The sequence below is a fragment of the Bacillus sp. N12A5 genome (assembly GCF_026790125.1).
In the GTDB taxonomy this organism is placed as follows: Bacteria; Bacillota; Bacilli; order Bacillales; family Bacillaceae; genus Bacillus.
Genome location: NZ_JALAMR010000002.1, coordinates 124496 through 139549, shown reverse-complemented (window position 1 = coordinate 139549; position 15054 = coordinate 124496). Strand labels below are relative to the sequence as shown.

Sequence of the window (15054 nt, the reverse complement as noted above, 5' to 3'; positions counted from 1 at the left end):
TTTCATGCTATTTTTTCTCGTATGTCCAGCCGTCTTCCTGATACACCTTTCCGTTTTTCATTAAATGGCCGAGCGCGCGTTTAAAGGCAGCTTTGCTCATGTTGAAACGTTCTCTGATATCGTCAGGCTGGCTTTTGTCGCTGTACGGCATGGCACCGTTTCTCGTTCTCATATAGGTAAGGATATACTCAGCATCGACAGACAGCGCATCCTGCTTTCTAGGGAGAAGCGACATATTGACTGAACCGTCCTCTTTCACTTGAATCACCCGGCCTGTGACTCTTGAACCGAGTCTTGGCTCCTCTTTTCTCTCTGAAGAATGGATAAAACCGCGGATCCCGTCATCCGTGATGATGAATGAGCCCGATGCGATCAGCCTGTACACCGTACCTGTCAGCTCTTTATTCATCAGATCGTCTGAAGCGTCGGTAAACAGTTCGCTGATGATATCCTCTGGCGCTGGCTTCGCAAACATGCGCCCCCGGTTCGTCACCTTCAGCATACAGTAAAGCTTATCCCCTTTTTGCGGCCAGACATCCTCGTATGGCGGCAAATGCTCGGTTGCGACAAGCGCGTCCTTCGATAAGCCGACATCAACGAAAACGCCCATATCTTCCACTGTATCCACCACTTCGACCCAGCCGTACTCATCCGCGCTGATGACCGGAATTTTCATCGTGGCCGCAAGCCTTTCCTGCTGATCGACGTATATAAAGACCTCTACCTCGTCTCTGTCTTCGATATCCTCAGTTATTTCACTGTTATGTAAGAGAATCGTATCTTCTCCGTCGGTTAAAAAGTAACCGAAGTCGGTTTGGTGATCTATACTCAAGGTTAATTGCTGCCCTGGTCTCATGCTATCGTCCTTCCTTTCCGCTTATTTTCTGCGGATTTTGTTAACATTTTTTCCAATCATCACAAATTGATTCTTTGTTCTGTTGGAAGTTTCTCTTTATTCTACTATAATCAACACATAAATTAAATGTTATGGAGGTTTTCATATGGCAAAAGAAAGTTCATTTGACATTGTATCCAAGGTGGAATTGCCTGAGGTGCAAAACGCAATCCAAATTGCACTGAAGGAAATCAGTACAAGATATGACTTTAAAGGAAGCAAAAGCGACATTTCTTTAGATAAAGAGGAGCTGGTCCTTGTTTCCGATGACGAGTTCAAATTAAGCCAGCTGAAGGATGTGCTGGTCAGTAAATTGATTAAACGAAACGTACCGACAAAAAACATTGATTACGGCAAGGTGGAAAACGCATCAGGCGGAACGGTACGCCAGCGTGCAAAGCTTGTTCAAGGCATTGACAAGGACAACGCCAAAAAAATCAATACGATCATCAAAAACTCCGGACTGAAAGTAAAGTCTCAGGTGCAGGATGATCAAGTGCGCGTCACTGGAAAAAACAAAGATGACCTGCAGCAAATTATCTCAGCTGTGCGGGGTGCGGAGCTGCCAATTGACGTTCAATTTATAAATTTCAGATAAATTTTCTGAATCCTATTGATTATTGTCTTTATTTTCGGTAAATTTGGAGAAAGGGAAAAGGCCCGGCATCTTGGCATTTCCTGAACACAAAACTTCATATCCGTTCTTATCAAGAGAAGCAGAGGGACTGGCCCGACGAAGCTTCAGCAACCGGTGTAATGGCAATCGCCATGACCAAGGTGCTAAATCCAGCAAGCTCGAACAGCTTGGAAGATAAGAAGAGACAAAATCACTGACAAAGTCTTCTTCTTAAGAGGACTTTTTTTATTTCTCTTTTTTCCTTGCTGAATGTGAATAAAGGAGGCAGACAATGGGACTTTTAGAAGATTTACAAAAACAGGTGCTAATCGGTGATGGCGCCATGGGGACGCTCCTCTACTCCTATGGCATTGACAGGTGTTTTGAGGAGCTTAACATCTCGAAGCCGGAGGAAATTCAGCGCATACATAAAGCGTACGTTGAAGCGGGAGCCAACATTATTCAAACGAATACGTACGGCGCCAATTATATTAAATTATCCAGACACGGCCTTGAGGATGACATCAAAAAAATGAATCAAGAGGCAGTAAAAATCGCGCGGGCTTCAGCTGGCGACGCGTACGTGCTTGGGACGATGGGCGGCATCCGCACGTTTAATAAAAACGCGTACAGCCTTGACGAGATCAAACGCAGTTTTCGCGAGCAGCTGTACCTGCTGCTGCATGAAGGGCCGGATGGCTTGCTGCTAGAAACGTATTATGATTTGGAAGAAGCACGTGAAGTACTCAAAATCGCGCGGAAAGAGACTGATCTTCCGATTATGCTGAATGTGTCGATGCATGAGCAAGGTGTACTGCAGGACGGAACACCGCTTTCCGAAGCATTGCGATCGATTGCGGATCTCGGAGCTGATATCGTCGGCATTAACTGCCGCCTTGGCCCTTATCACATGATTGAAGCGCTCAGCGAAGTGCCGATTTTTGATGATGTGTTCTTATCAGTTTATCCAAACAGCAGTCTTCCGTCGCTTGAAGAGGGACGGCTCGTCTATGAAACAGACGACACGTATTTTCAAAATAGCGCGTCAGAATTCCGCAAGCAAGGCGCACGGATTATCGGCGGCTGCTGCGGCACCACGCCGAATCACATCAAAGCCATGGCCGAAGCGGTTGGCGGACTTGCTCCGATTACGGAAAAAGAAGTCAAAACCAGGGAAAAGGAATTCATTTCCGTTCAGCACGAGCGGATGGAGCCCGGATTGAATGAGATCGCGGCGGAAAAACGCTCCATCATCGTAGAGCTGGATCCGCCGAAAAAATTGAGCTTTGACAAATTTCTGTCCGCAGCTGCTGAATTAAAGGAAGCGGGAATTGATGCCCTGACACTCGCCGACAATTCACTGGCTACCCCGCGGATCAGCAATGTCGCCTGCGGTGCCCTTGTGAAGCAGCAGCTCGATATGCGGTCCCTTGTCCATATTACGTGCCGGGACCGAAACATTATCGGCTTGCAGTCACATTTAATGGGCCTGGATACATTAGGGCTGAATGATGTGCTGGCCATTACGGGTGACCCATCTAAAATCGGGGATTTTCCGGGTGCAACGTCTGTGTATGATTTAACATCCTTTGATTTAATCAGGCTGATCAAACAGTTCAATGAAGGGCTGTCCCTGTCAGGAAAGCCGCTTGGCAAGAAAACGAATTTCTCAGTGGCCGCCGCATTTAATCCTAACGTCCGCCATCTGGATAAAGCCGTAAAACGGCTGGAGAAAAAAATAGATTGCGGCGCGGATTACTTTGTTTCACAGCCTGTTTATTCCGAGCAGCAGCTTGTCGATATCCATAACGAAACCAAGCATCTGAAGACACCGATCTATATCGGCATTATGCCGCTCACAAGCAGCCGGAATGCTGAATTCATCCACAATGAAATTCCGGGCATTAAGCTGTCTGACTCTATTCGCGAAAAAATGGCCCTCGCCGGCGAGGATAAGGAGAAACAAAAAGCGGAAGGCCTTGCGATTGCACGCTCTCTGTTGGATACGGCATGCGAGCTGTTTAACGGGATCTACTTGATTACGCCTTTTCTTAGATCTGACTTAACCGCCGAGCTCACTTCGTATATTCAGCAAAAGGATGAGCAGCGCCAAAATATCTATTTGCATTAATGCCTAGAAGACTGCCTGAGCCAATCGGGCGGTCTTTTTCAGCGTAATTCGTGTTACGATAAAGAAAATCAGTTTATAAGGAGGAACATCATGCTCGAAGTTAAAACCATTTCTGCGGAAGATACATACGGCATCCGGCACCGCGTCCTGCGTCCCCATCAATCCATCGAACAATGCAAATATGAACAGGATCATACAGAAGGCTCCTTTCATCTCGGTGCATTTTATGAAGGGAAGCTAATCAGCATCGCTTCTTTTTCCCCTCAAAATCAGCCTTTATTAACGGAGTCCCCTGCGTACAGGCTGAGAGGCATGGCAACGCTTGAAGGATATCGCGATCAAAAAGCTGGAAGCACACTGATCAAACACGCGGAGCAGAAACTGGCAGAGAGAGGCGTGCAGGCGGTCTGGTGCAATGCAAGAGAACATGTCAAAGGCTACTACGCAAAACTTGGCTGGGAAGAACGCGGCGAACCGTTTGAGATTCCTGGCATTGGCACTCATATCGTCATGTGCAAAAAAATCGGAACAAGCAGGTGATCTGATGAACGTAATGGATGAGCTGTTTGAGTTTCATGAAGAACATGTCCCCGGCTTATTGCGGCTTTGCAGGCAGGCCGGATGGCCGGATTATGGCGAACAAGAACTGAAACTGCTTGTCCGGCAAGGACGCTTTTTCGGTTATCAAAACATCCGCGGTGAGATCATCTCCTGTATCGGCTTATTTTTGTTTGGCCGTCTCGCTTCTATCGGCCTCGTCATCGTCGACATAGAATACAAACGGCTCGGTCTCGGGCGGCGGATGGTAAACGCGTGTATCAGCAAAACGGATGAAAGCACCGCCATCAGGATTTGCGCCACAAAAGAAGGTTTGCCGCTTTATGAAAAAGCTGGTTTTCATCACGCAGGTTCAGTCCGAAAATACAGCTGTCACAGTTTTCAGCCTTTTGCAAAGCAGCCCAACGCTGAGCTCGCCTCCTTTAAAGAACAAGACTTTCAAGACATAGCCGCAGCAGATCTGGCAGCCTTTGGCGGAGACCGATCAAACCTTCTGCAGCAACTTATTTCCAATTCAGAGGAATGTATCGTTGCCAGAAACAACAAGGGACATCTCATTGGCTACGGCCTAACTGTACAAACACCAGCCAATCTGAAATTCGGCCCCATTGTCGCCCCATCATCAGACGTTGCTGCACGATTAATCAGCAGGCTGGCCGCCGGCAAACAAAGTCCGATGCGAATCGACATACCGGCTGAACACACCTCTCTGCATGACAGCCTGATAGAAATGGGATTTCAAGCAGACGATGAGCCTCCGCTTATGCTTTACCAGAAAAAGAAGCTTCCTATCCAAAATGGACACTTATATGCTTTAATATCACAGGCCCTCGGCTAATCCTCTTTTTTACCGAACAGGTATTTTCTGTTCGGTTTTTTGCGGTCTGATCGTTGAATAAACGGAGCCATCAGGGACATTCTAAGCAGAAGAAAAGGAGTGTGCTCTGAGATGGAATCATCAAAACAAAATAACGGAATGACGATTGTTGCAATCGGTTCAATCCCTTTAATATTAACCCTAGGAAACTCAATGCTTATTCCGATTTTGCCAAAAATGAAATCTGAACTTCATTTATCACAATTTCAAGTCAGTCTCGTGATCACAGTGTTTTCCTTGATTGCGGCGTTTGCGATTCCGATTGTCGGTTATCTCGCAGACCGTTTTTCCCGGAAAGCCATCATTATCCCCTGTTTATTTCTATATGGAGCGGGCGGTTTGTTAGCCGGGTTTGCCGCAGGTTTTTTTGACAATGCATACCCTTGGGTTATGGCTGGCCGGGCGCTTCAGGGACTCGGAGCAGCCGGGACCGGCCCAATTGCCATGGCGCTGTCAGGGGATCTGTTTAAAGGCGCCCAGGAAAGCAAGGTGCTTGGCCTTGTTGAAGCTTCAAACGGCATGGGGAAAGTGCTTTCGCCGATCATTGGCTCGCTAATCGCCCTGCTTGTCTGGTATGGCGCGTTTTTCGCCTTCCCGGTGTTTTGTATCATTTCAATCGTGCTGACTTGGATTTTTATTAAGGAAAAGAAAAAGGAAAAAGAACCGCCCCCGATTGGAAAATATGCAAAAGGGCTATTAAGTGTTTTTAAACATGAGGGCAGATGGCTGTTTACTGCTTATTTAGCAGGGGCAACTTGTTTATTTACTTTATTCGGCATCCTTTTTTACCTTTCAGATGTCCTAGAAAAAACATACGATACCGACGGCGTTAAAAAAGGCTTGATTTTGGCAATTCCCCTTTTGGTCATGTGTGTGACATCTTATACAACCGGAAGCAAAATCGGCCAAAAGCAATCGCTAATGAAAAAGCTGATCGTTCTGGGATTGGCGTTTATGACCGTATCTTATGCGGCTTTATCTTTCATTGAAAATCTTGTGCTCTTTATCAGCGTTCTCGTCCTGAGCAGTATCGGTTCAGGCCTTGTACTTCCTTGTGTAAACAGCTTTATAACCGGAGCTGTCGGCAAAGAAAGACGTGGATTTGTAACCTCGCTGTACGGATCAGTTCGATTCTTAGGGGTTGCCATCGGGCCTCCGATTTTCGGACGCCTGATGGAATGGTCCAGACCCGGCATGTTTTTAAGTATTGCCGGATTGACGCTTGTTGTCGGCATACTCGTGATCATGCTGATCCATGTCAATCAAAACAAAGAAGAAACAAAAGAAAAAGAAGAAGAATCTAAAATGGCTGGCAACCGGCTACAGCCTGCTGAGGAAAGGTAGCATCCAGTTTGAAAATTGAACGGGTTGAGACCTTTCCGCTTTTGCACCAATTAGAAAATGCATACGGAGATGCAAACGGGTTTAAACGATATCGAACTTGCTATCTCATCAGAATTGTCACAGAAAGCGGGATCGACGGCTGGGGAGAATGCGTCGATTGGCTTCCGGCTCTCCATGTCGGTTTTACCAAAAGGATTATCCCGTATCTTTTAGGAAAACAGGCCGGCAGCCGCCTGCCCCTGGTGCGCACGATTCAAAAATGGCACCAGCGGGCGGCCTCTGCTGTAAGCATGGCACTGACAGAAATTGCGGCCAAAGCTGCGGATTGTTCGGTTTGTGAACTATGGGGCGGGCGATTTCGAGAAGAGATCCCTGTATATGCCTCATTTCAATCATATTCAGACCAGCCGCAATGGATCAGCCGTTCAGTTTCCAACGTTGAAGCCCAGTTAAAAAAAGACTTTAAGCAAATCAAAGTCAAAATCGGCGGGACTTCATTCGAGGAAGATCTTCGGCACATCAATGCGTTGCAGCATACGGCCGGCAGCTCTATTACGATGATTCTGGACGCAAACCAAAGCTACGACGCTGCAGCCGCTTTTAAATGGGAACGCTATTTCTCAGAATGGACGAACATCGGCTGGTTTGAGGAGCCTTTGCCCTTTGATCATCCGCAGGATTACGCTTTGCTGCGCAGCCGTTTATCTGTGCCTGTTGCCGGCGGAGAAAATATGAAAGGCGCGGCTCCATTTGCGCATCTCCTTTCACAGCGCTGTTTGGATATCATTCAGCCCGATGTCATGCATGTCAACGGAATCGATGAGTTTCGGGACTGCCTCCAGCTCGCCCGTTATTTCGGCGTCAGAGCATCCGCTCATGCATATGACGGTTCCCTTTCACGGCTGTACGCTTTATTTGCGCAAGCCTGTCTCCCTCCATGGTCAAAAATGGAGAACGATCAAATTGAACCGATCGAATGGGATGTCATGGAAAATCCTTTTACCGATCTCATCAGCCTTCAGCCTTCAAAAGGAATAGTGCATCTCCCGAAAGGAAAAGGCATTGGAACAGAAATCAATATGGAGATCGTTAATTGCTACAAATGGGATGGCTCAGCATATTAAGCTGGGCCATCTTTTATTTGCAGACATAAATCATGGACAGCCTCATAAAATGGAAACAGCGGACAAGTCTTTTCATAAAGGAGCAAATGACTTAATGGCTGAACTGCTGATGAAAGCAAAACTTACGTTTATGATTATCGTAGGCGGCGTACTGCAGGGACTCGGCATGTCCTTGTTTTTATTTCCGCATGATATTCCGACAGGCGGGGCAGCAGGTATTGCGGTGCTATTGCATTATCTGTTTCAAATTCCCCATGGTTTTTCCGTGTGGGCTGTAAATGTGTCGATGCTTTTTACCGCTTTAAAATGGCTGGAGATGAGAACATTCACCGGCACCCTCGCTTCGATTACGGTCACCTCTGTATCGGTATTAATTTTTGATGCGGTTTTTCCGGATATCACATCAAACCTGTGGCTTGATCTAGGCAGCGGCGCAGTGTTATTGGGACTCGGCATTGGACTTTTATACAAATACAAAATTTCAAACGGTGGATTCGGGGCCCTTGCTCTGATGATTTCCATTTACCGCGGCGGGAATCCCGGAACGATCCTGCTCATTATGAATTGCATCATTTTTATGGTAACCGCGTCTATTATCGCTTGGGGCATCGTCATTCAAGCCCTGATATGCCAAGTGATATCAACAAGAGTCATCGACTTCATCTATAACATCCGTCTGACTTCACTCCCCTATCTCACGCCTATGTACCGCCATAAAAAATAATAGGCAGAGGCTCTCTTCATGACGAGAGCCCCGCAGCCGCGTTTTACAAATAAAAGGTATCGGAACGCAGTCCTAAACGCAGCGTCTCTAATGCAATCGCATCCTGAAATGGGATATTAGCCAGATTTACATTCGGCCCGATCCGTTGAATGAACCCTTGCTGGAGCGTTTTATTCGGCGCTTCAAAAATCAGCCGGGTGATATCAATATCCGAGGAAAGGATGTCATCGACAATTTGAAACCTGACATCGCCGCTGCTCGAGCAAATACCTCCTGTCCCGCTTTCCCTTGCCTCTGTAATCACTTTTTCCGCTCCCGCTTCCATATCCTCTACGATATATTCAAGCCAATCCTCAGAGCTTTGCCGGCTTGATAATTCCGCATCCTTGCTTCCCACCTCGCTGAGCACAAGAAATTCATCAGAAAAATCGGCTATATAAGCTGCTTTCTCTTTATTTGTCATTGGAAGCGTGCCGTTTGAAATCTCGATATATTCACAGCCGAAATAAGTGCAGTACCGATGAAATTCATTTACTTTTTTCTGGCTTACATACTTCTCAAACAATGTGCCGCCAAAGAAAAATTTAATGTCATGCTCTTTCAGCGTGCTGATTTTTTCTTCAAGATCTTTCGTAAGTAAAGATGTGCCCCAGCCGAATTTCACAAAATCAATATAGTCGGACGCTCCAGCTATCACATCTTTGAAAAACTGCAAGGGATAGCCGTTATCGATTAAAATGCTCTGCCCAGTTTCTCTCGGCTTGCTTGTTCTCACTGGCAATTCTAGTGAAAAATCATTCATATTATGACCCTCTCTATCGTTGGAACTTCTCTTTCCTGTTTCACTTTCATCACGAAATCGCCTGTCTGTTCTTTTGTACAATATGCAATGTCTTCCGGATCAAACAACGGCTGGCGGCGGTCAAAAAATTTCTCCGCAACAGAAGAGCGTTTTATTCTTTCAGCCGCCTCCGAAGCCTTTACCGCGTTTGTCCCCTCGATGATGCCTTTGATATATTCCGCACACGCCATATCGTCATCACCTGATGGATGGGAAGCGACAATGTTCAAAACACAATCCTTTGCAGCCAGCGTTTTTACATGCTCAGCTGTTGTTCTGGCGTTGGAAAATCCAGTCACGAACAGATGCTTGGCGTTCAGCGCCCCTAATGCCGCTGTGACGCCGTTTGTTGTTTTCTGAATCAGGCGTTTATCCTCCATATCCTGCTCTGCCATGCGTTTTGGCGAATTATCCAAATCAAACCCGCTGATACCGACCCCCTTTTCCTCTCCCGTCAACACATAATCCGGATACGTTTTTTTCAGCGCAAAGGCTTCTTCTGCTGTTCGGGCTAATAAAATCTCTTTCGCCCCGCCGATAAACGCATAATGGGCGACCGTAAAGGCTCTGATGACATCAATGACGATGTTAATATCCGCCGGGGCAAGCGATTGATGATGCCCCTGATAAATGGTAATCGGCATACTACCTCTCCTTGGGCATAAAAACCATTTTGCTTAAAAGCATATTCAGCCGGTCTCTTAATGGTTCCGGCCCCTCATTTTAGGCGGCGCCACACCTAAAAACCCTGAACGTTTATGTAAAAAATGAATAGTCTGCCTATAACTCGATCAATAGATAAGAAAACAGACAGATGCAAACGGGGGGAAAATCTTGAACGAACAAATCATCACATATGACACATGGAACAACACGCTGTCCGAACAGATAATGGATCAATTGATCGATGAGCTCGATGTGTTGAAATGGGCTTACCGAACGTACGGGGATAAAATAGTGTACGCATGCAGCTTTGGCGCAGAAGGGATGGTGCTTCTCGACCTCATATCAAAAATCAACAAGAACGCGCACATCATCTTTTTGGATACAGGGCTGCATTTTCAGGAAACATATGAGCTGATCGAGACTGTCAAGGAGCGATATCCGTCATTTACAATCCAGCTGCTCGAACCCGAGCTCAGCTTAAAAGAGCAGGAGACGCAATACGGCGGAGAGCTGTGGAAGCATAACCCGAACCTCTGCTGCCAGTTGCGGAAAATCGAGCCGCTGAGAAAACACCTGTCCGGCATGACAGCTTGGATTTCAGGGCTGCGCCGGGAGCAGTCTCCTACGAGAAAGCATATTCAATACGTGAATTTGGATCAGAAATTTCAGCTCATTAAAATTTGCCCGCTCATCCACTGGACATGGGATGACGTTTGGACGTATATCCGCCTTCACAATTTGCCTTATAACAAACTGCACGATCAACATTACCCGAGCATAGGCTGTGAAATGTGCACGTTGCCATCCTCAGATCCAAACGATGAGAGGGCCGGAAGATGGGCCGGACGGGAGAAAACAGAATGCGGCCTGCATCAGGATTAATGTCCGGCATCCATGCCAGGGAACGAAATGATGATGGGGCGCTGCTTTAAAGCTTTCAGCCAGCGCCGCAGAAAAGCTAACAAAGGACACATAAAAATGGAGGTTGAACGCGTTGTATGGAAACGAGCCCCATGGAGGGGTGTTAATCAACCGCTGCGATCCCGCATGCCATTTTGAAGGGTGCATGTGCGAAGCGGAGCTGGATCAGCTTGCACTGAGCGACCTTGAACTTATCGCGATCGGCGGCTACAGCCCGTTAACTGGTTTTTTGGGAGAAAAAGATTATCATTCTGTTGTGAAAGAGATGCGGCTGGACAACGGCTTGCCATGGAGCCTGCCGATTACGCTGCCTGTCGGAGAAGAAACAGCAAAACTGCTGTCTGCCGGAGATCGCGTCAAGCTTGTGAAAAACGGCGTCACCTACGGCGTGATGACAGTCACTGATATTTACCAGCCCGATAAAACACAAGAAGCACTGTCTTTTTATAAAACAAACGACTCAGCCCACCCAGGCGTAAAAAAATTGCTGGCGCGCCCGGATTACTATATCGGCGGGCCAATCACTGTCAGCCGCCTTCCCGACAAATCCTTCGAACAGTTTTACGCAGCGCCCGCAGAAACAAGGGCGGCCTTTAAAGAACTCGGCTGGAAAACGATTGTCGGTTTTCAAACAAGGAATCCTGTTCACAGAGCGCATGAATACATTCAAAAAACAGCGTTAGAAACGGTCGACGGTCTGCTGCTTCACCCGCTTGTCGGTGAAACGAAATCAGATGATATTCCGAGCGATATCAGAATGGAAAGTTACCAGGTGTTGCTTGATCATTATTATCCAAAGGATCGGGTTATGTTATCGGTTTTCCCTGCCGCCATGCGGTATGCAGGTCCGCGGGAAGCGATTTTCCATGCGCTCGTCCGCAAAAACTACGGCTGCACCCATTTTATTGTAGGCCGTGATCACGCAGGTGTCGGCAGCTATTACGGAACGTACGACGCACAAAATATTTTTCAATCATTCACAGAAGAGGAGCTGGGCATCAAGCCGCTGTTTTTCGAGCACAGCTTTTACTGCCGAAAATGCGGAAACATGGGCACCTCGAAAACCTGCCCCCACAGCCCGAGAGACCACATCCACTTATCAGGCACAAAAGTGAGAGAACTTCTCCGCCACGGCAAAAAGCCGCCAAAAGAATTCAGCCGGCCTGAGGTCGCAAACGTACTAATCAAGGGTCTTCATCAACAGCCCGTTGCCATCGAGCAAAACAGCAGGGGATTGCAATGAGTCACAATCGGAACATCGTTTGGCATCCCGCTGCAATCTCAAAGTCTGACAGACAGTCCTTAAACGGACACAAAAGCTGCGCCCTCTGGTTTACCGGGCTGTCCGGCTCAGGAAAGTCGGTGCTGGCCAATGCTGTTGATGAAAAGCTTTACCACATGGGCATTCAGAGCTATGTGCTTGACGGCGATAATATCCGCCATGGCTTAAACAAAGATCTTGGATTTCAGACTGACGACAGGATTGAAAACATCCGCCGGATTGGTGAAGTGGCGAAGCTGTTTGTCGACAGCGGGCAAATGATTTTAACGGCTTTTATTTCTCCATTCAGAGAGGATCGGGACATGGTCAGAGCGCTCTTTCCTGAAGGAGAGTTCTTCGAAATTTATGTGAAGTGTCCGCTGCATGTGTGCGAACAGCGCGATCCGAAAGGCCTTTATAAAAAAGCGCGGAACGGAGAGATCAAGCATTTTACCGGGATCGATTCTCCGTATGAAGCGCCGCTTTCACCCGATTTTATCATTGAAACAGACCAGACATCTATTTCCGATGGAGCTGATCTGATCATTACAGAACTGCAAAACAAAGGAATCATATAAAAACCCGATTCATATCGGGTTTTTTCTTATGAGCCGGCAAACTGCGCAATCAAACGGTTGATCTTCTCTTTTTCTTCATAAAAAGCTCCGTGCCCGCTGTTTACAAACGGAACCAATTCCGACTGTTTGATGCCGCGCTTCAATTCCCTCGCAAAATCAAACGGCGCAATTTTATCCTTTCCGCCGTGCAGAATCAGTGCCGGCACCTTAATTGCCGCAAGATCCTTTCTGAGATCCTCATCTCTTAGTGCAATGCCGGAGTGGATCGTCCCATAGGAAGAAGCCTCCAGCATCAGATTGAGAAACCACTGTCTGAGCTCTGGAGACACTTTTTTCTCAAAAAACTGTTTTCCTAAATCAGCAAGCGTTTTTGGCCGATCACTTTTGAATTGTTCAATCATGTCGTCAATATCCTGCTTCCTCATCCCGTACGGATATCCCGGACGTTTTGTAAATGCGGGCGCCGCTGCAGACAGCAAAATCAGCTTACTGATATCGGCTCCCTCATGTCTTGCCATGTAACGGATTGCAATTGCGCCGCCCATCGAAAAACCGGCAAGGACCGCATTCTCAAGCTGCAGCGTATAAATAACAGCTTTGACATCATCGGCCATCGTGTCATAGTCGTAGCCTTCCCACGGGCGGTCAGATTGCCCATATCCACGTAAATCAACGCCGATAAAACGGAATCCTCTTTTCGGAAGCTCATTCATTTGATATTCAAACATCTTATGATTCAGCGGCCACCCGTGCAAAAAGATGATCGGCCTTCCATGCCCAATATCCTCTACAAACAGTGTCACATGCTCCTCTGTCTTGACGTAATGCCCCATTCCGCATTCCTCCTGTTCCCTTTTCTTTCCCGGCCTGTAAACGCCTTGACGTACAGGAATCTTTCCATTTATGCTTACAAAACAAGCAGGCTACTGTATCAAGAAAAGGCTCTTCACGATTTACTATATGTATCAATTCCCATAACGATCTATTAAATTGATCCCGAAGGCGTCTCGTTTTTCGGGCAGTAAAGGAAGTCACCACATGAATAAAACAGTGATTCAAAAACCGCACATACCGGAAAACCTGCAAACCGCAGATTTTCATGAAACCGCTGCGCAGGATGAGGTCATCAGCATGCATTTGTTTGAAGATTGTACAATCTGCGACGAAGATATCGAACGACTTTGTGTTGAAAAAACAATATTCAGAAATGTCGTGTTTATTGACGTGTCTTTTCGGCATATTGAACTGACCGATGTGATCTTCGAAAAGTGTGATTTGTCAAACGCCGATTTCAGCGGGGCTGTCGTACACAGAACCTCCGTAAAGCAATCAAAAATGGTTGGAATGAATGCAGCGGAGTCAACGCTTCGGAATGTTTCATTCGAGGAATGCCACGGACATTTCAGCTCATTTTCATACTCAAATATGAGACAAGTTCGATTTGACCGCTGTACACTGGTGCAAAGTGAGTACAGCAATATGGCGCTCCAGCAGACACACTTTGACGCGTGCGAACTGGAAAGCGCCAGCTTTTTTGGCACGTCCCTTCAAAACATGGATCTCAGCACATGCCGGTTTGAACAGCTTCACGTCTCCCTCGACAAATTGAAAGGCTGCAAAATCGCGCCGGAGCACGCGATTGCTTTCGCCAGGACGCTGGGAGCTGTCATTGTATAACAAACGCTTAGGACATCAGGCGGCGGGCTGTATCAGCTGCCGCTCTAATGCCTGTTTCCAAATCGGCAAGAGATGCATAGGAATATGACAGCCTGATGCTGTTTCGATCTTCACCGTCATAAATGGAACCGGGATTCACCAGCACCTGCTGTTTCAGCAATTCATGAAAGAAACGGGCGACAGGCAGGGATCTATGAAATGTCACCCAAATATAAAAGCCTCCGGCGGGAGTTGTCCACGTCGCGATGTCCCCTGCATACTGCTCAAGAAAACGAAGCGCCGCGTCTCTCCTTTGTTTTAGCTCCCTGCGTATCCATGTCAGATGCTCTTCATAATATCCCTGTGACAGCCATTCGGCAGCCGTCCACTGAGACAGGCCGCTCGATCCGTAGTCTGTCTGCATTTTAATGTCGGCCAGCCTTTCAATGACCGGCTCCGGTCCGGCCAGCCAGCCGATTCGAAGGTCGGGACTCACTGTTTTTGAAAAAGTGCCCAGATACAGAATATTGCCATTGCTTTTAACTGTTGTGGAAGTTTTTCTTCAAACCATAAATCACCGTACGCATCATCCTCAATGATCGGCAGCCGCTCTTTTTTTGACAGGCTGATGATCTCTTTTCTTCGCTGCTCTGACATGACAGCGCCTGTCGGATTATGAAATGACGGAATCGTGTACAGCAGCCGTCCTCCGTATTGTTTCCGATAAGGAGAAACAAGCGCCGCTTCGATTCCTGCTTCATCCATCGGCAAGCCGCGAAGCCGCATCCCCGCTGATTGAACTCAGCTAAAGATCTCTTTTCTTTATAGAATGTTAGGCTTTTTAATAGGATAACGGACTCAG

General features: G+C 47.1%; 14 protein-coding genes, 2 pseudogenes and 1 riboswitch. Of the genes and pseudogenes, 11 read left to right on the top strand and 5 right to left on the bottom strand.

Translation table 11 applies throughout. From position 1 onward, the window contains the following. Nucleotides 1-7: 7 nt before the first annotated feature. A pseudogene (locus MOC09_RS01010) lies at nucleotides 8-903 on the bottom strand (S1 RNA-binding domain-containing protein). Between the two features lie 98 nt (nucleotides 904-1001). On the opposite strand from MOC09_RS01010, the gene MOC09_RS01005 reads away from it, so the two are divergent. From MOC09_RS01005 to MOC09_RS00975, 7 genes are all read left to right on the top strand, one after another. Next, complete coding sequence (locus MOC09_RS01005; RefSeq protein WP_268358706.1) at nucleotides 1002-1493, top strand: YajQ family cyclic di-GMP-binding protein; 492 nt, start codon at nucleotides 1002-1004, stop codon at nucleotides 1491-1493. Nucleotides 1494-1596: 103 nt separating this feature from the next. Beyond that, a riboswitch (SAM riboswitch) is annotated at nucleotides 1597-1713 on the top strand. A gap of 90 nt (nucleotides 1714-1803) precedes the next feature. Continuing rightward, nucleotides 1804-3642: a bifunctional homocysteine S-methyltransferase/methylenetetrahydrofolate reductase gene (locus MOC09_RS01000; protein ID WP_268358705.1), complete on the top strand. Its 1839-nt coding sequence runs from the start codon at nucleotides 1804-1806 to the stop codon at nucleotides 3640-3642. 90 nt (nucleotides 3643-3732) lie between these two features. Beyond that, nucleotides 3733-4182 carry a GNAT family N-acetyltransferase gene (locus MOC09_RS00995; protein WP_268358704.1) on the top strand — a complete coding sequence of 150 codons (450 nt, stop codon included), beginning with the start codon at nucleotides 3733-3735 and terminating at the stop codon, nucleotides 4180-4182. 4 nt (nucleotides 4183-4186) lie between these two features. Then, a complete protein-coding gene (locus MOC09_RS00990) occupies nucleotides 4187-5038 on the top strand; it encodes a GNAT family N-acetyltransferase (RefSeq protein WP_268367336.1) in 852 nt (283 codons plus the stop codon). Nucleotides 5039-5149: 111 nt separating this feature from the next. Further along, complete coding sequence (locus MOC09_RS00985; protein WP_268358700.1) at nucleotides 5150-6421, top strand: MFS transporter; 1272 nt, start codon at nucleotides 5150-5152, stop codon at nucleotides 6419-6421. An 8-nt stretch (nucleotides 6422-6429) separates the two neighbouring features. Beyond that, nucleotides 6430-7545 carry a mandelate racemase/muconate lactonizing enzyme family protein gene (locus tag MOC09_RS00980; protein ID WP_268358699.1) on the top strand — a complete coding sequence of 372 codons (1116 nt, stop codon included), beginning with the start codon at nucleotides 6430-6432 and terminating at the stop codon, nucleotides 7543-7545. A gap of 94 nt (nucleotides 7546-7639) precedes the next feature. Then, entirely contained in the window at nucleotides 7640-8269 is a 630-nt protein-coding gene (locus MOC09_RS00975; RefSeq protein WP_268358721.1) for a YitT family protein, read from the top strand. A 43-nt stretch (nucleotides 8270-8312) separates the two neighbouring features. Here MOC09_RS00975 and MOC09_RS00970 read toward each other — a convergent pair whose 3' ends face one another. Both MOC09_RS00970 and MOC09_RS00965 read right to left on the bottom strand, forming a co-directional pair. Beyond that, nucleotides 8313-9071, bottom strand: a complete 759-nt coding sequence (locus MOC09_RS00970; RefSeq protein ID WP_268358698.1) for a phosphosulfolactate synthase — start codon at nucleotides 9069-9071, stop codon at nucleotides 8313-8315. Then, nucleotides 9068-9754 (bottom strand): 2-phosphosulfolactate phosphatase, encoded by a 687-nt coding sequence (locus tag MOC09_RS00965; RefSeq protein WP_268369275.1) that lies wholly within the window; start codon nucleotides 9752-9754, stop codon nucleotides 9068-9070. Before MOC09_RS00965 ends, MOC09_RS00970 begins: the two co-directional genes overlap by 4 nt. 247 nt (nucleotides 9755-10001) lie before the next feature. Between MOC09_RS00965 and MOC09_RS00960 the strand changes: the two genes are divergently transcribed. From MOC09_RS00960 to cysC, 3 genes are all read left to right on the top strand, one after another. Beyond that, nucleotides 10002-10658: a phosphoadenylyl-sulfate reductase gene (locus MOC09_RS00960; RefSeq protein ID WP_419900993.1), complete on the top strand. Its 657-nt coding sequence runs from the start codon at nucleotides 10002-10004 to the stop codon at nucleotides 10656-10658. Nucleotides 10659-10770: 112 nt separating this feature from the next. Beyond that, nucleotides 10771-11940 carry a sulfate adenylyltransferase gene (gene sat / locus MOC09_RS00955; protein WP_268358693.1) on the top strand — a complete coding sequence of 390 codons (1170 nt, stop codon included), beginning with the start codon at nucleotides 10771-10773 and terminating at the stop codon, nucleotides 11938-11940. Further along, nucleotides 11937-12536, top strand: coding sequence for an adenylyl-sulfate kinase (gene cysC / locus MOC09_RS00950; protein WP_268367339.1), 600 nt, complete (start codon nucleotides 11937-11939; stop codon nucleotides 12534-12536). Before sat ends, cysC begins: the two co-directional genes overlap by 4 nt. A 26-nt stretch (nucleotides 12537-12562) precedes the next feature. Here cysC and MOC09_RS00945 read toward each other — a convergent pair whose 3' ends face one another. Further along, on the bottom strand, nucleotides 12563-13369 hold the full coding sequence (locus tag MOC09_RS00945) for an alpha/beta fold hydrolase (protein WP_268362881.1): 807 nt from the start codon (nucleotides 13367-13369) through the stop codon (nucleotides 12563-12565). Between the two features lie 205 nt (nucleotides 13370-13574). Here MOC09_RS00945 and MOC09_RS00940 point away from each other — a divergent pair, with 205 nt between their 5' ends. After that, entirely contained in the window at nucleotides 13575-14213 is a 639-nt protein-coding gene (locus MOC09_RS00940) for a pentapeptide repeat-containing protein (protein ID WP_268369274.1), read from the top strand. Nucleotides 14214-14220: 7 nt separating this feature from the next. Here the strand turns inward: MOC09_RS00940 and MOC09_RS00935 are convergent. After that, a pseudogene (locus tag MOC09_RS00935) lies at nucleotides 14221-14990 on the bottom strand (PLP-dependent aminotransferase family protein); the annotation flags it as partial. Between the last annotated feature and the right edge of the window lie 64 nt (nucleotides 14991-15054).